This is a genomic window from Yoonia rosea (assembly GCF_900156505.1).
GTDB classification, from domain to species: domain Bacteria; phylum Pseudomonadota; class Alphaproteobacteria; order Rhodobacterales; family Rhodobacteraceae; genus Yoonia; species Yoonia rosea.
Genome location: NZ_FTPR01000001.1, coordinates 2,039,204 through 2,062,382 on the forward strand (window position 1 = coordinate 2,039,204; position 23,179 = coordinate 2,062,382).

Here is a 23,179-nt window from a genome sequence, read left to right on the forward strand (position 1 = left end):
CCATCACCCACCGCCCCACAGCGGGGCGCAAACAGGAGACGTAAGACCTTGAGTATCAGCAAGAAGATCGTGGATGACTTTGTCGCCAACGATGTATCCTTCATCACCACTGTGCCGTGCAAGCAGTTGGCCGGTGTGATCGACGAAGTCGAAGCACGTCCGGAAATTTTTCACATTCCGTCCAATAAAGAGGACGAAGGCATGGGCCTTTGTGCGGGTGCCTTTATGGGCGGCAAACGCCCGGCAATCATCATGCAGAACACAGCCATCGGCGTGACCATCAACACGCTGGCAACCCTGATCCAGTATTACCGCATGCCCTTGCCGATGCTGATCAGCTATCGCGGCGAGTTGCGTGAACCGGTGGCCTGTCAGGTGGAGATGGCCGTGCATACCAAGGCACTGCTGAACCAGATGAACATCCCGACTTACCACTTCCACAAGGAAAGCGACGCGGACGAACTCGACGCGATCCTTAAATACACCTTCATGTGCAACAAACCTGTGGCGATCCTCACGGATGCGTCCTTCTGGGGAGGCTACGGCGACCAATGATCCGTTCAGAAATCCTGCGCGACATCGCGCCCATCCTTCATGACCAACTGGTCGTCTGCAACATCGGTCTGCCCAGCCAAGAGCTGCATATGATCGACGACAATGCCAAGAACTTCTACATGTTGGGCACGATGGGTCTGTCATCCTCCATCGGTCTGGGCCTTGCCTTGGCACAAGATAAAACTGTCATCTCTATTGACGGTGACGGCTCGGTCCTGACCAACCTCGGGACCCTGCCGACCATCGCCAACAACGTGGCCGACAACTTTATCCTGTTGATCATCGACAATGGCTCTTACGGTTCAACCGGCGACCAACCGACCTATGCGGGCAAGAAGACCAAGCTCGAGGCGGTCGCCAAGGCCTGTGGTTGTGAAAACGTCGTGGTGTGCCAAGACGTGGACACCGGCAAAACCCTGCAAGCGGCCATCGACAGCAAGAAGATGACCATCATCGTCAGCAAGTGTGACAGCGGCAACATCAAGCTGCCAGTGATCACAATGGACCCTGTCGTGATCCGTGACCGCTTCATGAAGGCTGTGGCCAGCTAAATGGCACCGAAGATCCATTCCAGCGAAGACGCGCGGCGTCTGGCACGCAAGCGCCTTCCCTGGATGGTCTTTGACTATATCGACGGTGCCGCCGGCACCGAGACAGGGGCCGCACGCAACCGTGCGGCCTTTGACAATCTGGAACTTCGCCCGCGCATCCTGCGCGATGTGAGAGACCGTTCGCTGTCCGTGCCTGTCTGGGACAAACAGACGAAAGCCCCCTTCGGCATCAGCCCGATGGGCATGTGCAACCTGTCCGGCCCCGGTGCCGACATGATGCTGGCGCGGCTGGCCGCCCGGGAAAACGTGCCTTTGGGTGTGTCGACCGTGGCCTCAACCGCGATGGAGCCCCTGATCGAAGCAGCCGAAGGCAACGCATGGTTCCAGCTTTACTTCTCGGGCGATGGCACCGGCACCTTCAAGCTGGTCGAACGGGCCAAGGCTGCGGGCTATGAAACCATCGTGCTGACGGTGGATGTGGCCGAGGTGGGACGCCGCCCGCGCGAACTCCGCCACGGTTTCACCATGCCGTTCAAAATCGGGCCGAAACAATTCATCGACTTTGCCCTGCACCCGCGCTGGTCGCTCACCTCGCTTTACGCGGGCAAACCGCAGATGGCGAATTTCGCGATGGACGGCTATGCGTTTGACCGCACCGAAAGCCGTGCGCGCGCGGACTGGGATACACTGACGAAACTGCGGGATATGTGGCCGGGCAAGCTGGTGGTGAAAGGCGTGTTAGACGCCGAAGACTCCGTGGCTCTGAAAGCGGCGGGTGTTGATGCGATCCAGGTCTCCAGTCACGGCTCACGGCAACTCGACAGCGCGCCGCCGCCTATCTTGAAACTGGCCGAAATCCGAGACGCTCTCGGCCCAGACTACCCGCTGTTTTACGACACTGGCCTGCGCAGCGGCGAAGACGTGGTCAAAGCCTACGCCCAAGGCGCAAATTTCGCTTTTTTCGGCCGCGTCCTGCAATTTGCCATCGCCGCCGGGGGAGAGGACGGGCTGCACGAGCTCTGGAACGTCCTGAAAAGTGAGACCAGCATCACACTTGCCCAGATTGGTAAGCGGTCCCTGATCCCAGAGACCGCCACCAAAGGCTAACTAGGCCGCAAGCGCGCCTTCGGTTGCGCCACCATCAAATGCCACCCACTTGAGGTCACCGTCATAGCGCTGCGACATCGCGCCCTTCTCGTCCAGCGTGAACAAATGCAGCCAGCTGTTGTCAAACAGCGCGCGCACATTCGGGTGCTTCTCCAAAATCGCTGTGATCGCCTCGGCAGGCGCTTCGACACAAACCGACAACCGCAGCGGATCATGGGCGTAGCCTTCGCCATCATGGACCGATTGCCAAGGCAAGCCGCCGCGCAAGATGCCACCGTTGCCTTCAACCACACCGACGCCGCCGGTGACATTGTGCAATAGCTTGTTGCCCGCCCCAAAGACGTCAGGTGCCACGACGGAGCCGTAATATTGCAGGCTGATCCAGCTTGCGACGACGACGGGGGCGGTCAGGATCAACTCAAGAACACCGAAGCCCTCGTCCTTTTGCCAGTCATAGTCATGCAGGAACGCGCGCCCCGCCAGCCCTTTGCCTTTGGTCCGCGACCGGGGTGCCGCGATGAAAGCCTTGCACCCTGCCAGCGCCCACTCGGGCCGCGTTTCCGACCAGTCACGGCTACGCTTTGCCACGTCATCGCCATTGGCGGCACGCGGCAGGCGCAACGCACGTTCTGTCCGTGCCAGCTTGCCCGCCGAGGCCAGCCAATCCTGCGCTTTGGCAAGGTGGTGCGCGTGGTTATGACCGGCAAAATCACCGTCAAAGATCGTCACGGCATCGGTCGTGGTGACATGCAATCCGCCGACGAAAAGCGTGTCGTCCGGTATCGCAATCCCGTTCTTGGCCAGCCCATCCCGCACATCTTTGTCGTTCAGGATCCCCGCCAAGAGGCGCGCGTTCACGTCACCGCTATAGCCGCCACAGGCGCCGCAATGCAGGGCACTGGCATGTGGGTTGTTCACAACATTCGCGCCATGCCCCAACAGCAGAACCAACGGCGCAAAATTGCCAGTCAGGGACATCGCGCCAAGGATCGCAGTCGCGGCCCCGATCCGGTCTTCCAGCCCAAAACTTAGATTTAGAACGGGCACCTGTTTATCCGGTCCCTTTGCGTGGTCGCGCCCCAGGGCGTCACGCAGCAGTTTGCCCATGTAGACAGGTCCGCTTGCTTCCACGAAAGCAAAGGACGAGACCGCCGCAAGCTTGAACCGCCCCCACGCCCGTCCCGCACGCGCGGCAAAGCGCGCGTTCAGATCAGCGGTGGCGTCGGCCTCACTGCCTGCTTTGCTTGTCACACCGTGGTTCAGCAAAACCGGAAGGCGCTGTTCGGCCACATCAGAGGCAAAGCTTTGGTGTGATGCAGTCAGACCAAAGAAACCCGCAAACCCCAGCGTTTGAATAGAGGGATCGACGCTTTCCAGCGCCCGCCGGAAGACCTCGGACCGCACATCGATGCAGAATGCCGCCTGCAGCGCGGGCCGGCCCTCGTTCGTTGGTAACGGCGTGCTGGACAGTGTTTCGGCCAAGGCGCGCTGTCCGGCAAACTCTGCTGAGGCCTGCAGCGCCGCATCAATCAGGTGATCGGGTGACGGGGTTGCAGGTGTGGCGTGTGCCTTCGCAATCTCCCCCCACTTCTTTTCAATGTCTTTGGCGTACTTCAAATAAAGTGCCTGCTCCCAGACCACGCGGATTGTGAGCAAATCTGTCGTCGTCAGATCCGTTCCGCCTGCAAGCTCTGCCTGCCATAACCGATACCGCGCTACCTGCGACCACCCGCCAAGCCCCAGCAGCAATTGATGAAAATATGTCTCCGTTGCCTCGGCCGACAACCCAAGCACATCAACCGCTGCAACAAGTGCCGAGCGCGTCCGTGCAGGTGTATTCGCAACCAGTTCTCCAAAGCCACCAAGACCTGCAATTTCGGGCGTCAGATCACGGCTGGCAAAATCGCGCCACGCATCAAAGGCACGCCGCCCGGGTTTGTTCTGCCAGAGCGCCTGACCTGCATCAAAGTAACCTGCAGCCCAGCTGCCGAAACGGTCATTCACGATGCCCGGCCAGTCGATGCCTGAAACCTCATAGGCAAGGTCGGCGATAGTTGGGAGCGCATGGGGCGACGGTGCGTCCTGCGCGGCTGCCGCCTTCAGCGCCGCAATATCCTTGGCTGCCTCTGGGAGTTTTGCCAGTGCCGCCGTCAGATCGGCATCATTGATTGTCCCGACTTCGATTTTCGTCCGGTACCAGTCGCGTGGCATTGTCACCGCTGTTCCAGCGACCCTGTCCAACAGCGCCGCGACCTGCGATAAACTGTTCTCTGTCTGGCCCAGAAACGGGTTCACCGCGACAGAAGACGACAGCGGCCAAAGTGGTGGAATAGCGCGGCCTGCGGCTTCGGCCTTGGCGATCACTTCCAGATGCGCGCCGGAATAGCCTGCGTATGTTTCCGCTTTCATTGTTCTGCTCCTTTGCCGGATTGTGTTTGTTTCCAACCGCCGATCATCCGGTCAGAGATTGCGTTGATGTAAAGCCCGTTGGACAAGTGCACCCGAAGGCCCTGCGCGGCGGGATGGTAAGACCACAGCGGCAATGTTGCCTGCGCAAGGGCCACCAGACCAAAGCTGACCATTGCCAGCAGGATCAGCGCCCATTCCAGTGCGCTCGCCGGCGGTGTTGCAGGAAGTGTCCCCGCAGTGAGCCATTCGGAAACGCGCTGCAAGACAAGGTAGCTGACGGTCACAGCACCCGCATAAACCGCTGTCCGTTGCGTGAGCGCGCGCGGTGCCTCATCCGCAAAACCCTGGGCCAGAAGATAGGCGACACCGAAGATCAGGATTGCACCAAGGGCGATGGCCTGCGGTGACTTCCCGCCAAAATCAAAACCCAGCCCGAGGATTGCATACACCACGCCATAGATCACCAAGGCCACCACGAACGCCCGTGCCACCGCACCAAGATCAGGCACCGCGACGGGCCCCGGCTTGCGGATGGCCGCGATATTCTGCACGGCGTTGCCCGCGGACAGGAAAGCATGGGCCTTGTAAAGCGAGTGCGCCACGATGTGCAGTAGGGCCAGCGGGAAGAGCGCCAGACCGCATTGCAGGATCATAAAGCCCATCTGCGCAATCGTAGACCACGCAAGCGAGGTTTTGACGGTCGACTGCGTGAGCATCACCAAGCCGCCAAAGAGCGCTGTAAAACCGCCGATCAACACCAGAATGGCCAGCACCAAAGGTGACAGCAGCATCACATCGGCAAAACGGATCAGAAGAAAACCACCGGCGTTGACGACTCCCGCGTGCAGCAAGGCAGAGACAGGCGTTGGTGCCTCCATCACTTCGGTCAACCAGCCATGGGTCGGGAACTGCGCCGATTTCAGGATCGCGGCAAGCCCCAGCAGTGCAGCCGCCGCCAGTGCTAGCCCGCCACCTGTTCCTTCTGCAGCCGCGCTCAGGATGACCGAGATTTGCGTCGTGCCATATGTGCTGACAAGCATGAGCATCGCACCAAGCACCGCAGTATCCCCGATCCGTGCGATGATGTATTTCTTGCGCGCCGCACGCTGGGCCGCCACGCGCTCTGGATAGAAAAGCAAGAGCTTGTGCAGGAAGGCGCTCGTTGCGACCCATGCCGCGAAGAACTGGAACAGATTGCCTGCCTGAATGAGAAAAAGAACCGCTGCAAGCGTCGCCAAGAGCCAGAATGTGAAATCATCCTGCCGCGCTTCGCCATCCAGATAGGTCCGCGCGTACCGCACCACCACCCAGCCGATGAACGTGACCAGCAGCAGCAGCACAACACTGACGATATCGAGACGGACCGACAGCCCGATCTCAAAAAAGCCGATCAAGATACTGTCGCCGCTACCATTGCTGGCCAGCACGATCGCCGAAAGGACTGCGACCAAAACCGCGCCTAGGGTCGCGTATTCCGCCAGCCACGCACCCTTTTGTGCAGATACATCTTTCAAGAAGCGCGGCGCAAAGGCGGCACTGATCAAGATCAGAGGGGCCAGTAGCGGTAATGCGTTCAGCAGCATGTCGGTCTCCATCGTGTGAATTGGTTTCACAACCGGATAGAGCATCGCATTTCTGATATAAAATACATTGTTTGTGATTTATCGTTCTATTATACAGAACATATGTCCGACATGAATTACAACCACCTGCGCTATTTCTGGGCCGTCGCCCATGAAGGAAACCTGACGCGGACGGCAGAAAAGCTGAACCTGTCGCAATCCGCGCTCTCGGTGCAGATCCGGAAATTGGAGGATCGTTTGGGTCACGCGCTGTTTGAACGGCGCGGGCGGCAGTTGCACCTGACCGAGGCGGGACGGATCACGCTGGATTACGCGGATACGATTTTTGATGCGGGCAAGGACCTTCTGGGAACCCTCAGCCAACAGGGGCGGCCACGTCAGGTGCTGCGGGTCGGCGCGCTGGCGACACTCTCGCGGAACTTCCAGATTGAATTTCTGCGCCCCCTACTTGGCCTTGCCGATGTGGAATTGGTGCTGCGCTCGGGCACCTTGGTGGAATTGCTGCAAAGCCTTGAAACGCTGAACCTTGACGTGGTGCTGACCAACCGCGCACCCGCGCATGATGCGATGTCAAAATTCACCTCACAACCGATCTCAGAACAGGCGGTGAGCTTGATCGGTACGCCGGAACGCCTGCGCGCTGACCTGCCTCTGGCAACCCTTCTGCGCGACAACCCGATCATCGTACCAACCGAAGAAAGCCCTGTGCGGGCCGGATTTGACCGGCTTTGCGCCCGCGAAGGGATCACCCCGACGCTGGCCGCCGAGGTTGATGATATGGCGCTGATGCGCCTGCTCACGCGTGAGGATATCGGGCTTGGGGTATTGCCCTCGATTGCCGTGCAGAACGAACTGCGCAACGGTATGTTGATTGAATCCCGGCACCAAATGGGCCTGACCGAAAGTTTCCATGCGGTCACGGTGCCGCGGAAATTCCCGAACCCTTTGTTGGAAACACTGCTGCACAGCGCAGTTTAGCCCGCCAGCTCCTGTCCGACCTGTTGGACGATATTGGCAATCTGGCGCAATTGTCCGGCAAGCGGATTCGTCTTGCGCCATATCATCCCCACTGTGCGCTTCGGCTGCGGCTCTGCAAAACGGCTGATCACGACAGGGGCCGAACGGGTTTCAACCGGCACAGCCATCTGCGGGATTAACGTCACCCCGATCCCTGCCCCCACCATTTGTACCAGAGTAGACAGCGAACTGCCGTCCAGCCCTTCGCGCGCAGCGGCACTTTGGAGATTGCAAAACGACAGGGCCTGATCGCGAAAGCAATGCCCCTCTTCCAGCATCAAAAGACGCATCTGGCGCAGGTCCTCGGGGCTGGGGACTGGGCGCTCCGCATCCTTGATCGGGCGCACCAGCATCAGGCTTTCGTCAAAAAGCGCCACCTCTTCAAATCCCGGCTCGAACACCGGCAACGCGACAATCGCCGTGTCAATCTGCCCGTTGGTCAGTTCTTCAATAAGGCGCGGCGTGACGGTTTCGCGGATATGCACATCAAGGTCGGCATGCGCACTGGCCAGATGTCCGATCAGGCCGGGCAGCAAATACGGGGCAATCGTGGGAATCACCCCGATCCGCAAACGCCCCACCAGCCCCGCCTGCGCCGCACGGGCCATGTCGCCCAATTCATCCACAGCGCGCAAAATATCGCGCACGCGCAGCGCCCACTCCTCGCCAAAGGCGGTCAGGCGCACCTTGCGCGGGCCCCTTTCAAACAGAGGTGTGCCAAGGCTTTGCTCCAACTCTTTAATTTGCACGGACAAGGCAGGCTGGGAAATAGCACAGACATCGGCCGCACGGCCAAAATGGCCATGACGGGAAAGGGCCTCGAAATAACGCAGCTGTTTCAATGTGAGGTTCTTCATAACTTGAAGTTATGAGTCCAATCAAAAATTGCAACTTAAAATAATTCTAAATCACTGATATTCGTCATATTGGGACCGCCGCATCTCTGCTATCTCGGCGGCATATCGCAACCAACATCGGAGAAAAGACAATGGACGGTAACAACGCCGGAAAATGCCCAGTGATGCACGGGACCGCTATTCAGAGCACCAACAGCATACGCGGCAACAAGGACTGGTGGCCAAACCAGTTGAACCTGAAAATCCTGCACCAGAACGCCCCTGCCTCCAATCCGATGGGCGCAGATTTCAACTATGCCGAAGAATTCAAAAAGCTCGACCTGCAGGCGCTGAAAAAAGACCTGCATGCGTTGATGACCGACAGCCAGGATTGGTGGCCCGCCGATTATGGCCACTACGGTGGTCTGTTCATCCGTCTGGCATGGCACGCGGCAGGCACCTATCGCACAGCCGACGGTCGCGGTGGTGCCGGTGGCGGCCAACAGCGTTTTGCCCCGCTTAACAGCTGGCCCGACAACGGCAACCTTGATAAGGGCCGCCGCCTGCTTTGGCCGATCAAGCAGAAATATGGCAACCAGATTTCCTGGGCCGACCTTTTCGTGCTCTGCGGCAACGTCGCAATGGAATCGATGGGCCTGAAGATGTTCGGCTTTGGCGGCGGTCGCGCCGACACTTGGGAACCTGAGGAAGACGTGTACTGGGGCCGCGAGGACGAATGGCTCGCCACCAGCGATCACGAACTCGCCCGCTATTCCAACGACCGCGATCTGGAAAACCCGCTGGCCGCTGTGCAGATGGGTCTGATCTACGTCAACCCCGAAGGCCCCGACGGCAACCCCGATCCGCTGGCCTCGGCCCGCGATATCCGCGAAACATTTGCCCGCATGGCGATGAACGATTACGAAACCGTTGCCCTGACCGCAGGTGGCCACACCTTCGGCAAGACCCACGGCGCAGGCCCTGTAGAGCATGTCGGCCCAGAGCCGGAAGGCGCACCGATGGAGAACATGGGCTTTGGCTGGCTGTCGACCTACAAGTCCGGCAAAGGGCGCGATGCGATCACATCCGGCCTTGAGGGTGCATGGACATCCAACCCAACACAGTGGGACATGGGCTATTTTGATGTGCTGTTCAAATACGACTGGGAGCTGACGGAAAGCCCAGCAGGTGCAAAGCAGTGGACACCAAAGGACCTTCAGGAAGAGGATATGGCCCCCGATCCCGAGGACCCGTCCAAGAAAGTGCCGATCATCATGTCCACAGCGGATATGGCGATGAAGATGGACCCCGCCTATGCGAAAATCTCCAAGCACTTCCATGAAAACCCCGAAGAGTTCGCCGATGCCTATGCGCGCGCGTGGTTCAAACTGACCCACCGCGATATGGGACCAAAGGTGCTGTATCTGGGTAACGAAGTGCCGGATGAAGATCTGATCTGGCAAGACCCGATCCCAGCCGTCGATCACCCGCTGGTGGATGACGCGGATATCGCGGATCTGAAGGCGAAAATCCTCGCATCCGGCCTGTCGCTCTCGGAATTGGTGGCGACGGCTTGGGCGTCCGCCTCAACCTTCCGTGGTTCGGACAAGCGCGGTGGTGCCAATGGTGCCCGCATCCGTCTGGCCCCACAAAAGGACTGGGCGGCAAACGATCCGACACAACTGTCCCGCGTTCTGGCGACACTTGAAGGCATCCAGACCGACTTCAACGGTGCCGCAACAGGCGGCAAGAAGGTGTCTTTGGCCGATCTGATCGTGCTGGGTGGCTGTGCCGCGGTGGAGAAGGCTGCCAAAAACGGCGGTCATGACATCGCTGTGCCGTTCACACCGGGCCGCATGGACGCAACCGAAGAGCAGACAGACGCTGCCAGCTTTGAGCCGCTTGAGCCCGAAGCCGACGGTTTCCGCAACTTCCTGAAGGCTGACTATACCGTGCCTGCCGAAGCCATGCTGGTAGACCGCGCGCAGCTGCTGACCCTTTCTGCGCCGGAAATGACGGTGCTGGTGGGTGGTCTGCGCGTGCTGGGCGCAAACACAGGCGGCAGCAAGCACGGTGTCTTCACCGACAAGACCGACGCGCTGACCAACGACTTCTTTGTCAATGTCACCGATATGGCAACGACATGGCAGAAGGGCAGCGACGAGGGCACATATGAGGGCCGCGACCGCGCCACTGGCGAGGTCAAATGGACCGGCACACGTGTCGATCTGGTCTTCGGGTCCAACTCGCAACTGCGCGCCCTGTCCGAGCTTTACGCCCAGAGCGATGCCGGTGCGAAGTTCGCCAAAGACTTCGTTGCGGCATGGTCCAAGGTGATGGACCTTGACCGCTTCGACGTGAAATAATCCCAGTGGGCGCGGCCTTTCCTCGGCCGCGCCCACCCTTTATGGCAGACTGAAACCAAATGCAGAGGTCGCCATATGCACACCCCCACATTGATTATCGGCGGCGGCCTGTCTGGTCTGTCACTGGCCTATACGCTGGAACGTGCGGGTCAGAGTTACACGCTGGTTGAAGCACGAGAGCGCTTGGGTGGCCGCATCAAATCGCTGACGGTTGAAGGCGCAAACTTCGATCTTGGCCCGTCATGGGTCTGGCCCGGTCAGCACCGTGTCGCGCAGCTTGCTGATGCGCTTGATCTACATCTCTTCGAACAATGGTCTGATGGTGCGCAACTTTTTGAACAGGCCAGCGGTGACGTGGTCCAAGGCCAAGGTTTCATGTCAATGGCAGGCAGTTTGCGGATCGCAGGTGGCAGTAGCGCACTGACCGACGCGCTGGCTGCATGTCTTGAGCCCCAAAGCATTCGACTGGGTTGCACCGTCACCGCGATTGACGACAGCCCCGCAGCACAGCTCTCTGATGGCCAGGCCATCACTGCTGACCGGATTGCGCTCTGCATTCCACCGCGCCTTGCCGCAACGCTTTGTTTTACCCCTGCCCTGCCTGACAACGCGCAGGCGGCACTGAACGCGATCCCCACGTGGATGGGCGCACACGCGAAATTCGTGGCGGTTTACCCCACCCCGTTCTGGCGCAAAAACGGCCTATCAGGCGACGCCAGCAGCAGACGCGGACCCTTAGCGGAAATCCATGACGCCAGCCCTGCGGGCGGAAGCTTTGGCGCGCTCTTCGGCTTTGTCGGTTTACCTGCAGACATGCGTGCACAGGCAGGTGATGCGGTGCAAACCGCCGCGCTTGCGCAGCTGGAAAACCTCTTTGGGCCAAAGGCGGGCACACCGATTGCAGCAACATTGATGGATTGGTCACAAGACCCCTTCACCACCACAGCAGCCGACGCGACACCACCGCCGGGCCATCCGCCCTATACAATGCCCGCGCCGCTGCGCCGCATCTGGGAGGACAAGCTGATCTTCGCAGTCACGGAAATGGCCCCCGACAACGGCGGTTTAATCGAAGGCGCACTTGCCGCCGCCGAAGCGGCAGCACGGAAGATCATCGGCTAGTTACTCGGCTGGGACCATAGTCGGATCGCGGGCTTCGAACCGCTTTGCGCGCCTCTCACCCAGCATGAGCATCGCAGGGGTCAACAGCAGGGTCAGGATCGTCGCAAAGACCAACCCGCCGGCAATGGCGCTGGATAATTCTGTCCACCACTGGGTCGATGGCGCGCCATAAACGATTTCACGGGTGAAAAAGTTGATATTCAACCCGATCACCATCGGCATCAGCCCAAGCGCTGTCGTGGCCGAAGTCAGCACCACAGGGCGCAGACGCTGGGCACCTGTCCGCAACGCAGCCTCAAGAGAAGAGAACCCTTGGGCTTTCAGCTCATTGAACGTGTCGATCAGAACAATATTGTTGTTCACCACAATCCCCGCCAGCGCGATTACCCCGATCCCGCCCATGACGACACCAAACGGGCGGCCCGTGATCATCAGACCCAACAGCACACCCGCAACCGAGAACACAATCGCAGACATCACGATCCCTGCCTGCCAGAAGCTGTTGAACTGGGTCAGCAGGATCACGAACATCAAGCCGATTGCCGACAAGAAAGCCCCGATCAGGAAGGTCATCGATTCCGCCTGATCCTCGGCCTCGCCACCGAATTCCACCCGCACGCCCGCAGGCAGATCAAGGGTTTCAATTGCGGCCTGCAGTGCCACGGTCTGGTCATTGGCCAAGACACCCTCTGCAACATCCGCCGAGATTGTCAGCACCCGCTCTTGATCAATCCGAGTAATCACACCGCTGCGGGGCGCAGGATTGAACGACACGAAATTCGAGATCGGCACAAGGCCCGCATCCGTGGGAACGCGCAGCGCTTCAAGTTCGGCCAAGGTGCGATCACCCGCAGGAAAGCGCACAACGATATCAACTTCGCCGTCGCCATCTTCGGGACGGTAATCAGCCACCACAATACCGCGTGTCAGCAATTGCACCGCCTGGCCCAAGACGGCCACATTGGCACCACTGCGCGCGGCCTCTGAGCGGTCCACAGCAATCTGCCACTCCACACCGGGGCTGGGGCGCGAATCGACCACATCAATAAAGCCACCCATACGCTCCATCTGCGCAAGAATAGCCACAACCGCTGCTTCCTGATCGGCCTGCGCATTGCCAATAACCTCGAGATTGATCGGCTTGCCGCCGCCGGGGCCCCCGCTATCGGTCAGAACCTGCACATCAATCCCGGGTATTTCCGCCATATCGACGCGGATATCTTCGGCAATCTGCGCCACGGGCCGCCGCGTATCCCATTCGGCCAGTTCCAGTTGCAACGTGCCGATCATATCGCCGCCGTCCGTGGTGCCGCCCGAACGGGAATAGACGCTGGCGATTTCGTCGTAACCAGCCAAGCGCGCCTCGACCTGACGTACCAGCGCATCCTGCTCATAAACCGAGAAATTGTCTTTGGCGCGTACTTCGACCTGCGCATAATCCGGCTCGACACTCGGAAAGAAAGTCAGACCGTTGCCAAAGCTGCCGTAAGCCACAAATGAGGCAACCAGCGCGATCATCGCAAAGCTGAGCGTCGTCCATGGCCGCAAAATCGACCATTCCAGAACGCGCACATAACCACCCATGAAGCCCGTCATCTTACGCGGATCACCGTGTTCGGCGGCATAAAGCTGGGCCTTTGCCTTGGCGGTCTGCGATTGGCGCTTGCCGATCAGCCCCCCCATGACAGGGATAAAGATCAGGGCCATGACCAGCGATGCCGCAAGGGTAAAGATCACTGTGATCGGCAAAAACTTCATGAACTCGCCAACAACACCCGACCAGAACAACAGCGGGAAGAACACGCAAAGCGTGGTCGCGGTCGAGGCGATGATCGGCCACGCCATACGCTTGGCGGCACGGGCGTAGGCCTCTTTCGGGGATTGGCCTTCGTGCAGATAGCGGTCGGCCAGTTCCACCGTCACAATCGCCCCGTCCACCAGCATCCCAACCACAAGGATCAGCGAGAAGAGCACCACGATATTCATCGTGAACCCCATGAAATAAAGCCCCGCAACACCCGTGAGAAACGCACCCGGAATAGCGAGACCGACCAAAAGCGACGACCGCAGACCAAGCGCATAGACCACCACGATCATCACAAGGATGATCGCCGCGATGACATTCGCCTCAAGATCAGAGAGCATTGATACGACGGTTTCGCTTTCATCGAGCGTATAGCGCACCTGTACGGTGTCGGGCCATTCGGCCTGCGCCATCTCGACAACGCTGCGGACCTCGGCGACAGTTTCGATAATATTGGCACCCACCCGCTTTTTGATCTCAAGCGCGAGGGCAGGCTGGCCATCAATGCGCGCAAACCCTGTTGGGTCCTCAAACGTGCGGCGCACCGTCGCCACATCAGCAAAAGTCACAACGGTCTGGCCGCGCACAAGAATGGGCAGCTCCATAACATCTTCGATGTCTTCAATCAGCCCCGGCACCTTGAGCACAAGGCGTCCTGCCTCGCTTTCAATCGCACCTGCGGCAATCAACTGGTTGTTGTTGGTGATCGAGCTGATGAGTTCATTGAACGAGATATTATAGGTCTCGAACACCGTCGGGTCGATCAGCACTTCCATCAGTTCGGTCCGCTTCCCGCCGACATCCACTTCAAGCACACCGCTGAGCGCTTCGATATCATCTTGCAGATCTTCAGCCAATGCATTCAACGTGCGTTCCGGCACGGGACCGGACAGGATGACCGTCAGGATCGGGAAAAGTGCGGTGTTGATCTCGGTCACAATCACGGTGGCATCCGAGGGCAGTTCGCTCTCAACGGTGTCGGCACCTTCGCGCACCTGATCAAGTGCCTCTGCCGCATCAAATCCCGGCTCAAAATCAAGCTGGACTGCGCCGCGCCCTTCACTGGCCGTCGCGGTCATCGATTTAAGCCCCGTCAGCGAGGCAAACTCGGTTTCCAGAGGCCCGACAAGCACATCCTCCGCGTCTTCCGGTGAGATGCCGTCAACCGATGCCGACACAAAGATGATCGGAATCGGGATTTCTGGGTTACTCTCTTTCGGGATCGACGTGTACGACAAAGAGCCTACAGCCAAGAGCAAGACCAGCATTAGCAAGACAACCTTGCTGCGTTTGAAGGCCGCATCAATCAAGGTGTTCATTGCGCGATTTCCGCATTTTGATCCGCAGCAATCGGGCGCGGATCAACCAGATCACCCGCATTCACAAAGCCCTGCCCGACAGTGATGATCCGGGCATTCTCGGGCAGGCCCGTCACCCATACACCGTCAGTCTGGGCACGCGCGATCGCGACAGGCCTGAAAGACACGGTGTTGTCATCTTCTACTATCTTTATGCCCAACTCACCGTTGGTGCCCAATGACAGGATTGCCGGCGAAATAAAGTGCCCGCGCGCCTCACCGGTGGGCAACGCGATCCGCGCGCTCAGACCGGCGGGCATCACACTATCGGGGTTATCAACGGTCACCTCGACGCGGAAAGTTCGGGTCTGCTGGTCGGCGTTGGCGCCGATGAAGCTCACAACACCGGACCGCTGTTCACCTGTGATGAAATCCACCGTCGCAGACTGACCGGTCTGAATGCGCGACAACGCCTGCTGCGGCACCTGAATGACCACCGTCAGCGGATCATTGTCGATCACCTCCGCCACGACGCTGCCATTGCTGACGAACTCGCCCTCATCAAGGGTCAGATCGTTTAAACGGCCCGCAAAGGGGGCCCGGATGATCGTATTGGCCAACTGCTCTTCGGCAGCCGTGACAGCCGCATCCGCTGCCGCCTTGGCCGCGCGGGCGCTGCTGACGCGGTCTTCGGTGGCCACGCCACGCTCTTGCAGGGCCAGCGCATTGTTCAAATCGCGTGTCGCCTGCGCTTGCTGGGTCTGTGCCTGCAAAAGCTGTGCTTCAATGGTCGCGGCATCCAGCCTGCCGATCTCCTGCCCGGCACCGACCAGATCACCACGCGCGGCAGAGACCGAGATCACCTGACCTTCGGTTTCCGCCTGCACATCTGTTGCCCGATCAGGTTCGGACTGCCCCTCGGCCGAGAGAACCAGCTGCACATCCTGCGCCTGAGAGTCCATCACCGCCACAGTAATCGCACGTTTGTCGGGGGCTGTTGCCGTCTCGTTCTCGGGGTTTTGCGAGGGCAAGATGTAGCCACTCCCCATCCAGCCGATCAAGAGCAGGGCCAGAAAAACAGCAACCCACTTGGACCGCCCAGCGCCTTTATCACCGTCAAATGTCAGTTTTCCGGCCAAATCCGGTTGCGTATCCTGTGCCATAGGGCAGTCCTTAAATGTATTTCCACGCGCGCAGCTGGGCTGCGCGCGATATTAAGGCCTAAATAGGTCTCTCACACCACAGTTACTAGGGATAGCTGACCAATCCTGATCGTCACGATAGTGTTAGCGCCTATAACACGGGCGGTTTGTGCTCCGTCAAGTGCACGACAGGTACCACAAATACACCCTCCTTAGGCAGTTTCACGTCGACTATGAACAGGCAGAGGCTATGTTTGGTGGGGCACGGCTTGAAAGGCAAAGACATGACACGCACCGTCGATCTCAATTCCGACATGGGCGAAGGCTTTGGCGATTGGCGCATGGGCGATGACGCGGCGCTGTTGGATATCGTGTCCTCTGCCAATATCGCTTGCGGGTTTCACGCAGGTGACCCTGATGTGATGGACAGGACCATGCGTCGTGCGGTCGCCAATGGTGTCGGCATCGGCGCACACCCGGGGTTTGCGGACCTGAAGGGTTTCGGGCGGCGCAAGCTGCCGCTGCCACATGACGAGATTGCAAATGCCGTGGCCTATCAGTTGGGTGCCGCCCAAGCCATGGCGCGGCGCGCGGGTGGTAAAGTGCGTCATCTGAAACTGCACGGGGCGCTGTCAAATATGGCCTCTGTTGATCCTGCATTGGCCAAAGCCTGCTATAGCGCGGCCCTCGACGTGGACCCCGATATCGTCATCATGGTGCTTGCCGCCACTGCGATGGAGGACGTCGTGCGCGATCTGGGTTGCAACTGGGCCGGTGAGATTTTCGCCGACCGCGCCTATAACGACGATGCGACATTGGTCGACCGCAGCCTACCCGGAGCTGTCCTGCATGACGCCGCCACTGCCGCACCGCGTATCCTCAAAATGCTTGAGGCAGGTGCGATCATCGCCGAGAGCGGCAAACACATCCCCTGCCAGATCGACACGATCTGCCTGCACGGTGACACGCCGGGCGCCGTCGAGATGGCACGCGGCATCCGCCAGCATCTGACCGACGCAGGCATCACCATAACCCCGCTTTAAGGACACCCCATGGAACTCAACGCCGATTTCACCAAACGCGTCTTGTTGCATACCCAAGATATTCCTTGGAAAGCATCCCCCATGCCGGGTGTTGATCGCCGGATGCTCGACCGGATCGGGGATGAGGTCGCGCGCGCGACGTCAATCGTGCGCTATGCCCCGCACAGCAAGTTTTCCGCACATACCCATACAGGCGGCGAGGAATTCATCGTGCTCGACGGCGTGTTTCAGGACGAACATGGCGATTATCCTGCAGGGACTTACGTGCGCAACCCGCCGACCACATCACACACGCCGGGCGCAGAGGAAGGTTGCACGATTTTTGTGAAACTCTGGCAATTCGACCTCGACGACCGCACCCAGTTTCGCAAAGAGATGGGGGCAGCGCTTGCCGATCTGGGCGGCGGCGTAAGTGCGCAAATCTTGCACGAGGACGCGCAGGAAACCGTCCGTTTCATCACACTGGCCCCGGAAGCGGTCTTTGCAGAAACGCCCGAAGGTGGTGCCGAACTTCTGATGATCGACGGCAACGCGACCGAAGGCGCGGACACATTGACCAAGGGCAGTTGGCTGCGCTTGCCTGACGGGGACGCGATGCAGATCACAGGCGGCCAAGACGGTGCCAAATTCTGGATCAAGACAGGCCATCTGCCTTTCGCCAAAGCGCCCGTCGTCTAGGCGCGAAAACCGTCGGGGATTTGGTCGTCCCCGTCCAGTATCAGATCAGCCATTACAGCACCCACCTTGGGCGCCATGCCAAAGCCGATCTTGAAACCGCCGTTGGCGATATACTCATCGCGCCGCAAAGGATGCGCACCCAACACAGGCGCGCGGCTTTTGCTGCGCGGACGCACGCCCGCCCAGCGTTCCAGCACCGGCGCCCCCTCGAGCACCGGAAAGGCGGCATAGGCGCGGGTCAACACGTCCTCAAGCGCGTCATCCGTGCCGTAGGGATCATCGAATTCCCGCTCGGATGTGGAGCCGATCGCCACCGTGCCATCACCATGCGGGATGATATGCAGGGCATCGGCAAACAACTGTGGCTGTCCAGCCGCGTTGAAATCTAGCAGCGCCGCCTGCCCTTTCACACCATTGCCACCGATCTCTTGCATGCCATGCCAGCCAGTGGCCCAGACCACCTTGCCCTCAACGCGCCCGTCGGCCAGAACCTCGCCGCCCAGCGCCACCACAGCATCAGCCAAAGCACGGGTCGCACGGCGCGGATGGATCAGCGCTGATAACGTATCATGCACCACCATGCCGCTTGGTGATGGCGGCATCCACGGCGCATCTGTGACTGGGATCACATCCCAGCGCGCCTTGCCCTGCCAGAGCGTCGCTGCACTTTCCGCACGCTCCTGTGCCAGATTGACCGCACGCGCGTCCGCCAAAGGTTGCAGACGACCCGACCGCGCATAGCCTACGTCTTGACCGCTCAGGGCCGCGACATCAGCCCAAAACGCCTCTGCCATGATCAGGCTTTCGAACTGAAACGCCTTTTTGGCATTCCAGTTTTCCGGCACATGCGGCGCCAGGGCCCCGACCAATCCGCCACTTGCCCCCGCCGCCACGCCATACGGGTCAATCACGCGCACCAACGCCCCGCGCCGCGCGCAGGCATAGGCAACCGACAGTCCGAAAACACCCGCTCCCATAACCGTGATATCAGCCGTTGCCATTCGCTGTCCTTCCGCTCAAAGATGTGTGCAGTGGTAAGGCAAGGGCCGATGACAGACCAGAGAGCACGGATAGAATGGCGGGATGGCGTGCCCATCGCGCAGGCCTTCGATGATCCTTATTATTCACTCGACAATGGCGTGGCCGAAACCCGGCATGTTTTTCTGGCAGGCAACGACCTTCCCGCACGCTTCGGCGGGGATTTCCTGTTAGCCGAACTTGGCTTCGGGACAGGTCTGAATCTGCTGGTCACATGGGCCGCGTGGGACAAGGCGGGGCAGCCCGGCGCGCTGTCTTTCACGTCGTTCGAGGCCTTTCCGATGGCGGCGGACGATATGGCAGCGGCACTTGGCCATTTCACGGAGTTAAAGCCATATGCCGAGGCTCTTCTGGCGGCATGGACGCCAGAGAGCGGCAAAGTTGAACTGCCCGATGGCCCGACCTTGGAAGTCATCACAGGCGACGCGCGCGTGACAGTCCCTGCATGGGACAAATGTGCCGATGCCTGGTTTCTTGACGGATTTTCCCCCGCAAAGAACCCTGAACTCTGGGAACCCGCGTTGTTGGCTGCAGTCGCAAACCACACCAAACCGGGCGGCACCGCGGCGACCTATTCGGCGGCGGGTGCGGTACGGCAAGCTCTGTCAGAAGCCGGGTTCGATGTGACCCGTGTGCCGGGCTTTGGCCGCAAACGGCATATGACCCGCGCAAGGATGCCTGATGCAAAATAACCCCCGCCTTGGCATCATGCTGATGATTGCCACGACCTTTGTCTTTGCCGTGCAGGACGGAATTTCGCGGCATCTGGCAGGCGAATACAACGTCATCATGATCGTGATGATCCGGTATTGGTTTTTTGCCGCTTTCGTCATCAGCATCGCAACCAAGCAATCAGGATCCATCCGTGCGGCCGCTGCAACCAAGCAGCCGATCCTGCAAATCACGCGCGGCACGTTGCTGGCGCTTGAAATCTGCGTGATGGTCAGCGGCTTTGTTCTGCTCGGCCTTGTCGAAAGCCACGCTGTCTTTGCCTGTTATCCCCTGCTGATCGCAGCCCTTTCAGGTCCGGTACTGGGGGAACAGGTGGGCTGGCGCCGCTGGACCGCCATCGGCATCGGTTTCGTCGGTGTCCTTGTTATCCTGCAACCCGGCTACGCGGTCTTTGCCCCTGCCGCAGTGATACCGCTGGCGGCGGCTTTCATGTTCGCGCTCTATGGTCTGCTGACACGTTATGCGGCGCGCAAAGATACCACGGCCACGTCTTTCTTCTGGACCGGCACCGCCGGTGCCGTGGTCATGACCGTGGCAGGGGTCTGGTTCTGGGAACCCATGAGCGCCGCAGACTGGCGCTGGATGGCAGCACTTTGTGTGACAGGCGCGGGCGGTCATTGGCTCTTGATCAAAACCTACGAGGTCGCCGAGGCCAGCGAGGTCCAGCCCTTCGCCTATCTGCAACTGGTTTTCGCCAGCGCGATCGGGATCTTCCTTTTGGGCGAAACCCTGCGGCCCAACGTGGCACTCGGCGCGGCGATTGTCGTCGCTGCAGGGCTGTTTACACTCTGGCGGGCAAAGAAGGCCGCTTAGGGTCGCGCAACGGGGCGGACAACATCTGAGGCCGCGTTGCTGGCAACAGGTTCTGGCCGCGCGCGCGGGCGCAAGAGCGGCTTTTTCCCGATGAGCAGTTCGGTGAAACGTACAGGGCCGGTTTGCCCTGTCAGTCGGGCCTGATAGACGGGAATGCTTTCGGTCACGCGCATCACATAGTTGCGGGTTTCCCGAAAAGGAATGTGTTCGATCCAGTCGACGACATCCATCTCAAGCAGACGCGGATCGCCGCGTTCGTCAATCCACTGGCGCGGACGGCTGGGGCCGGCATTATAACCTGCCGCAATTATCACAGGGCTGGGCCCGAACTCTTCTTCCAGATAGGCCAGATAATGCGTCCCCAAGGTTGCGTTATACTGCCAGTCATTTGTGAGCCGCCCGCGCGAATAGGGTATCCCAAGATTGCCTGACACCTCTTCTGCCGTGGCGGGCATGACCTGCATCAGACCCAATGCCCCGACAGGACTGCCGATGGTTTCGTTGAACTCGCTCTCACGCCGCGCAATCGACAAGGCCAAGGCAGGCTCTGCCGGAAGGTCCAGCGCCGCCATGTCATGGATGGGGTAATAGACCGACGGGATGAGAATGCCCCGTTCGACGGCAGCTTTACCCAGCAGCAGCGTATAGAAGGGCTCGTCAATCTCGGTCAGATAAGCACCTAGAGTCGCGATCTCGTTCGCGCTGAGCGTCCTGCCAAGCTGGGCAAAAAAGGTGAAAGCCGCACCACGTTCACCGCTCGCAAGCAGGATCAACGCCGCCTGTACGATATCATCATCAAAGACAGGGGTATCTGCCCAATCAACGGGCGTTCCCGCAAGGGACGGATCCAGCGCACGCCCCACCTTTTCAGACGCCAACAAGCCATAAAAGCTCGTCTGATGGTCAGCCCCAGCACTATAGGCCTCTGCTGCCAGATCGACATTGCCTTTCACGACATGGGTGCGGCCAATCCAATAATGCATCCGCCCGAGTGATATCGGACCGCTTGAGGCGCGCAAGCCATTCTGGAAATGGGTCAGGGCCTGTGTCGGATCGCCAAGGTAGGTCAGGGAAAGATAACCCGCCAACCATTCCAGATCTGCATAGGATTCGCCCTCGGTCAGGTAATGGCGCGACGCAAGCTGATAGGCTTGCTCGGCACGTCCTTCGCGCATCTCCCAGCGCGCCAGCACGCGGCGCCAGCCCGACCAGCGAAACGGCTCGCCCAAGGCGGCGGCACTGGTGGAACGTTCGCGCAGCATCTGAACGGCATCGGTGCGCTCGCCGCGACTGGCAAGCCAGGAATAGCGGTCATAAGCAAGGCCGGGATCCTGACGCAGAGCTGCGGGAACTGCGGCTACGCGGGCAGGCAGATCATTGGCGCGTGTCATATAGCCGATACGCGCCGCCGCCAGCGCGGCTTGATCCGCAGATAGAAGGGGCAGCATACGCGTGGCATCCTCTGCACGCGACCGCCACAAAAGGGCATCGACACGGGCCGCATGAAAGGGCCTGAGCTCTTCAGCAAACGCAGCAAGCATGACGGCCTGTCCGTCTTCGGTCAGACGCTGTGTAATCCACGTCTCACGCAGCACATCACGCGCGGCCTCGGCCTGCCCCAGCGCCAGATGGGCCTGCCCCAGACGTACCGCACCCTCGCCGGTTTGCGGCGCCTCACCTGCAAACCAGGCAACGACCTCTGCAGGCCCCATGGTATCATCAATCATCAGCTCTGCTTCAGCGCGCAAACGGTCGAGCCCCGGCCAGTCTGCGCGGCGGTTCAGAAAATCTCGGTAGGCGGCAAATGGGGCATCCCCTGCCCGCAATCGCAGCCACATCAGCGTGTCCTGCGTCACCAGCCCGACACTTTGCGCGATCTCCGCCGCCACGTCCCAATCAGTCTGGGCCGCATCAATCGCCGCAATGCTTCTGGCGTCTACCGACTGGGCCTGCACGGGGCCAGTGGCGACCATATAGGCCAGACTTAGGATGACGAATTTTCGGACGTTCACAGGACACCTCTTTGGGTGTGAAACTAGCCTGTGATGCAGCAATAACAACTCACAAACGCGGCAATGGGCGCAAATCCCCACGGGCGGTTCACCAAAACGAAGGGCTTGTAGGATTTGCCGTCTGCGCCTAGTGTCCGCGCGATTTTACTGCGGCCAATGTCGGCTGCCACAAGAAGGAAGCGTGCCATGTTCAAGGGATCACTCCCCGCCCTCGTCACGCCGTTTACGAACGGCAAAGTCGATGTGGACGCGCTGAAAAAACTTGTGAACTGGCATGTGGATCAGGGCAGCCATGGTTTGGTGCCCGTCGGGACAACAGGCGAAAGCCCCACCCTGACGCATGCGGAACACGATATGGTCGTGGAAATAGTGATTGCGGAAGCCGCCGGACGTATCCCCGTGATCGCCGGTGCAGGGTCAAACAACACAATTGAAACGGTCCGTCTGGTGCAAGCCGCGAAAAAAGCGGGCGCGGATGCGGCGCTGGTTGTAACGCCCTATTACAACAAGCCCACCCAAGCCGGTCTGATCGCGCATTTCGAGGCGGCTGCCGATTGCGGGCTGCCGATCGTGATCTACAATATTCCCGGTCGCTCAGTAGTCGATATGACACCCGCAACGATGGGTGCGCTGGCCAAACACGAGATGATCATCGGCGTCAAAGACGCCACCGGTGATCTGTCACGTGTGCCCAAGCAACGGATGACCTGTGGACCAGATTTCGTCCAGCTTTCGGGTGAGGACGCGACAGCGCTCGGGTTCAATGCCCATGGCGGCGTCGGGTGCATTTCGGTAACAGCGAACGTCGCACCTGCGCTCTGTGCCGCTTTTCAGGAAAGCACGCTCGCGGGCGATTATGCCAAAGCACTGACACAGCTGGACCAACTGATGCCATTGCACGAAGCCATCTTTACCGAGCCGGGTGTGGCGGGTGCAAAATACGGGATGTCCTTGCTGGGCATGTGCAGTGACGAGGTGCGCTTGCCGCTGGTCGGGTTGACCGATGAGACCAAGGCGAAAATGCGTGCGGCGATGCAACATGCGGGGTTGCTGTAAGGTGGGTTTTACCCACC

The 23,179-nt window shown here is 59.8% G+C and carries 18 protein-coding genes; 11 read left to right on the forward strand and 7 right to left on the reverse strand.

The window, feature by feature from the left end:
• Positions 1 to 48: 48 nt before the first annotated feature.
• Genes B0B09_RS10180 through B0B09_RS10190 form a run of 3 tightly spaced genes read left to right on the forward strand, consistent with a single transcriptional unit; the run spans position 49 to position 2,213 of the window.
• Positions 49 to 555, forward strand: a complete 507-nt coding sequence (locus B0B09_RS10180; RefSeq protein WP_055293711.1) for a decarboxylase — start codon at positions 49 to 51, stop codon at positions 553 to 555.
• Positions 552 to 1,106, forward strand: a complete 555-nt coding sequence (gene comE, locus B0B09_RS10185; RefSeq protein ID WP_076659451.1) for a sulfopyruvate decarboxylase subunit beta — start codon at positions 552 to 554, stop codon at positions 1,104 to 1,106. The genes B0B09_RS10180 and comE overlap by 4 nt, the downstream gene beginning before the upstream one ends.
• Positions 1,107 to 2,213 carry an alpha-hydroxy acid oxidase gene (locus B0B09_RS10190; RefSeq protein WP_076659452.1) on the forward strand — a complete coding sequence of 369 codons (1,107 nt, stop codon included), beginning with the start codon at positions 1,107 to 1,109 and terminating at the stop codon, positions 2,211 to 2,213.
• Here B0B09_RS10190 and B0B09_RS10195 read toward each other — a convergent pair whose 3' ends face one another.
• Complete coding sequence (locus B0B09_RS10195; RefSeq protein ID WP_076659453.1) at positions 2,214 to 4,622, reverse strand: YbcC family protein; 2,409 nt, start codon at positions 4,620 to 4,622, stop codon at positions 2,214 to 2,216.
• Positions 4,619 to 6,205, reverse strand: a complete 1,587-nt coding sequence (locus B0B09_RS10200) for a proton-conducting transporter transmembrane domain-containing protein (RefSeq protein WP_076659900.1) — start codon at positions 6,203 to 6,205, stop codon at positions 4,619 to 4,621. The genes B0B09_RS10195 and B0B09_RS10200 overlap by 4 nt, the downstream gene beginning before the upstream one ends.
• A 102-nt stretch (positions 6,206 to 6,307) precedes the next feature.
• Between B0B09_RS10200 and B0B09_RS10205 the strand changes: the two genes are divergently transcribed.
• Positions 6,308 to 7,183, forward strand: a complete 876-nt coding sequence (locus B0B09_RS10205) for a LysR family transcriptional regulator (protein WP_076659454.1) — start codon at positions 6,308 to 6,310, stop codon at positions 7,181 to 7,183.
• Here B0B09_RS10205 and B0B09_RS10210 read toward each other — a convergent pair.
• Positions 7,180 to 8,079, reverse strand: a complete 900-nt coding sequence (locus B0B09_RS10210) for a hydrogen peroxide-inducible genes activator (protein ID WP_076659455.1) — start codon at positions 8,077 to 8,079, stop codon at positions 7,180 to 7,182. The two genes, B0B09_RS10205 and B0B09_RS10210, sit on opposite strands and share 4 nt — an antisense overlap.
• Before the next feature lie 131 nt (positions 8,080 to 8,210).
• Here B0B09_RS10210 and katG point away from each other — a divergent pair, with 131 nt between their 5' ends.
• Positions 8,211 to 10,424: a catalase/peroxidase HPI gene (gene katG / locus B0B09_RS10215; RefSeq protein ID WP_076659456.1), complete on the forward strand. Its 2,214-nt coding sequence runs from the start codon at positions 8,211 to 8,213 to the stop codon at positions 10,422 to 10,424.
• 75 nt (positions 10,425 to 10,499) lie between these two features.
• Complete coding sequence (locus tag B0B09_RS10220) at positions 10,500 to 11,546, forward strand: flavin monoamine oxidase family protein (RefSeq protein WP_076659457.1); 1,047 nt, start codon at positions 10,500 to 10,502, stop codon at positions 11,544 to 11,546.
• Here B0B09_RS10220 and B0B09_RS10225 read toward each other — a convergent pair whose 3' ends face one another.
• The gene (locus B0B09_RS10225) at positions 11,547 to 14,669 is read right to left on the reverse strand and encodes an efflux RND transporter permease subunit (RefSeq protein ID WP_076659459.1); all 3,123 of its coding nucleotides are present in this window, start codon (positions 14,667 to 14,669) and stop codon (positions 11,547 to 11,549) included.
• Positions 14,666 to 15,811: an efflux RND transporter periplasmic adaptor subunit gene (locus tag B0B09_RS10230; RefSeq protein ID WP_076659461.1), complete on the reverse strand. Its 1,146-nt coding sequence runs from the start codon at positions 15,809 to 15,811 to the stop codon at positions 14,666 to 14,668. The genes B0B09_RS10225 and B0B09_RS10230 overlap by 4 nt, the downstream gene beginning before the upstream one ends.
• Positions 15,812 to 16,074: 263 nt before the next feature.
• Here B0B09_RS10230 and B0B09_RS10235 point away from each other — a divergent pair, with 263 nt between their 5' ends.
• Positions 16,075 to 16,833, forward strand: coding sequence for a LamB/YcsF family protein (locus B0B09_RS10235; protein WP_076659462.1), 759 nt, complete (start codon positions 16,075 to 16,077; stop codon positions 16,831 to 16,833).
• Between the two features lie 9 nt (positions 16,834 to 16,842).
• Positions 16,843 to 17,511, forward strand: a complete 669-nt coding sequence (locus B0B09_RS10240; protein ID WP_076659463.1) for a cupin domain-containing protein — start codon at positions 16,843 to 16,845, stop codon at positions 17,509 to 17,511.
• On the opposite strand, the gene B0B09_RS10245 is transcribed toward B0B09_RS10240, so the two are convergent.
• The gene (locus tag B0B09_RS10245) at positions 17,508 to 18,512 is read right to left on the reverse strand and encodes an NAD(P)/FAD-dependent oxidoreductase (RefSeq protein WP_076659464.1); all 1,005 of its coding nucleotides are present in this window, start codon (positions 18,510 to 18,512) and stop codon (positions 17,508 to 17,510) included. The two genes, B0B09_RS10240 and B0B09_RS10245, sit on opposite strands and share 4 nt — an antisense overlap.
• 48 nt (positions 18,513 to 18,560) lie before the next feature.
• On the opposite strand from B0B09_RS10245, the gene mnmC2 reads away from it, so the two are divergent.
• Together mnmC2 and B0B09_RS10255 are read left to right on the forward strand one after the other, a co-directional pair.
• On the forward strand, positions 18,561 to 19,241 hold the full coding sequence (mnmC2, locus tag B0B09_RS10250; RefSeq protein WP_076659465.1) for a tRNA (5-methylaminomethyl-2-thiouridine)(34)-methyltransferase MnmC2: 681 nt from the start codon (positions 18,561 to 18,563) through the stop codon (positions 19,239 to 19,241).
• Positions 19,231 to 20,094, forward strand: coding sequence for a DMT family transporter (locus B0B09_RS10255; protein WP_076659466.1), 864 nt, complete (start codon positions 19,231 to 19,233; stop codon positions 20,092 to 20,094). The genes mnmC2 and B0B09_RS10255 overlap by 11 nt, the downstream gene beginning before the upstream one ends.
• On the opposite strand, the gene B0B09_RS10260 is transcribed toward B0B09_RS10255, so the two are convergent.
• The gene (locus tag B0B09_RS10260; RefSeq protein WP_242654373.1) at positions 20,091 to 22,106 is read right to left on the reverse strand and encodes a lytic transglycosylase domain-containing protein; all 2,016 of its coding nucleotides are present in this window, start codon (positions 22,104 to 22,106) and stop codon (positions 20,091 to 20,093) included. The genes B0B09_RS10255 and B0B09_RS10260 overlap by 4 nt on opposite strands.
• A gap of 186 nt (positions 22,107 to 22,292) precedes the next feature.
• Here B0B09_RS10260 and dapA point away from each other — a divergent pair, with 186 nt between their 5' ends.
• On the forward strand, positions 22,293 to 23,162 hold the full coding sequence (gene dapA, locus B0B09_RS10265; RefSeq protein WP_076659467.1) for a 4-hydroxy-tetrahydrodipicolinate synthase: 870 nt from the start codon (positions 22,293 to 22,295) through the stop codon (positions 23,160 to 23,162).
• Positions 23,163 to 23,179: the final 17 nt, after the last annotated feature.

Excerpts from the sequence above, each read along its gene's own strand:
- B0B09_RS10205 (WP_076659454.1), top strand. The coding sequence starts at position 6,308 with ATGTCCGACATGAATTACAACCACCTGCGCTATTTCTGGGCCGTCGCC.
- B0B09_RS10235 (WP_076659462.1), top strand. The coding sequence starts at position 16,075 with ATGACACGCACCGTCGATCTCAATTCCGACATGGGCGAAGGCTTTGGC.
- B0B09_RS10200 (WP_076659900.1), bottom strand. The coding sequence starts at position 6,205 with ATGCTGCTGAACGCATTACCGCTACTGGCCCCTCTGATCTTGATCAGT.
- katG (WP_076659456.1), top strand. The coding sequence starts at position 8,211 with ATGGACGGTAACAACGCCGGAAAATGCCCAGTGATGCACGGGACCGCT.
- B0B09_RS10210 (WP_076659455.1), bottom strand. The coding sequence starts at position 8,079 with ATGAAGAACCTCACATTGAAACAGCTGCGTTATTTCGAGGCCCTTTCC.
- B0B09_RS10255 (WP_076659466.1), top strand. The coding sequence starts at position 19,231 with ATGCAAAATAACCCCCGCCTTGGCATCATGCTGATGATTGCCACGACC.
- B0B09_RS10195 (WP_076659453.1), bottom strand. The coding sequence starts at position 4,622 with ATGAAAGCGGAAACATACGCAGGCTATTCCGGCGCGCATCTGGAAGTG.
- B0B09_RS10245 (WP_076659464.1), bottom strand. The coding sequence starts at position 18,512 with ATGGCAACGGCTGATATCACGGTTATGGGAGCGGGTGTTTTCGGACTG.
- B0B09_RS10220 (WP_076659457.1), top strand. The coding sequence starts at position 10,500 with ATGCACACCCCCACATTGATTATCGGCGGCGGCCTGTCTGGTCTGTCA.
- B0B09_RS10240 (WP_076659463.1), top strand. The coding sequence starts at position 16,843 with ATGGAACTCAACGCCGATTTCACCAAACGCGTCTTGTTGCATACCCAA.
- B0B09_RS10225 (WP_076659459.1), bottom strand. The coding sequence starts at position 14,669 with ATGAACACCTTGATTGATGCGGCCTTCAAACGCAGCAAGGTTGTCTTG.
- dapA (WP_076659467.1), top strand. The coding sequence starts at position 22,293 with ATGTTCAAGGGATCACTCCCCGCCCTCGTCACGCCGTTTACGAACGGC.
- mnmC2 (WP_076659465.1), top strand. The coding sequence starts at position 18,561 with ATGACAGACCAGAGAGCACGGATAGAATGGCGGGATGGCGTGCCCATC.
- B0B09_RS10230 (WP_076659461.1), bottom strand. The coding sequence starts at position 15,811 with ATGGCACAGGATACGCAACCGGATTTGGCCGGAAAACTGACATTTGAC.
- comE (WP_076659451.1), top strand. The coding sequence starts at position 552 with ATGATCCGTTCAGAAATCCTGCGCGACATCGCGCCCATCCTTCATGAC.
- B0B09_RS10190 (WP_076659452.1), top strand. The coding sequence starts at position 1,107 with ATGGCACCGAAGATCCATTCCAGCGAAGACGCGCGGCGTCTGGCACGC.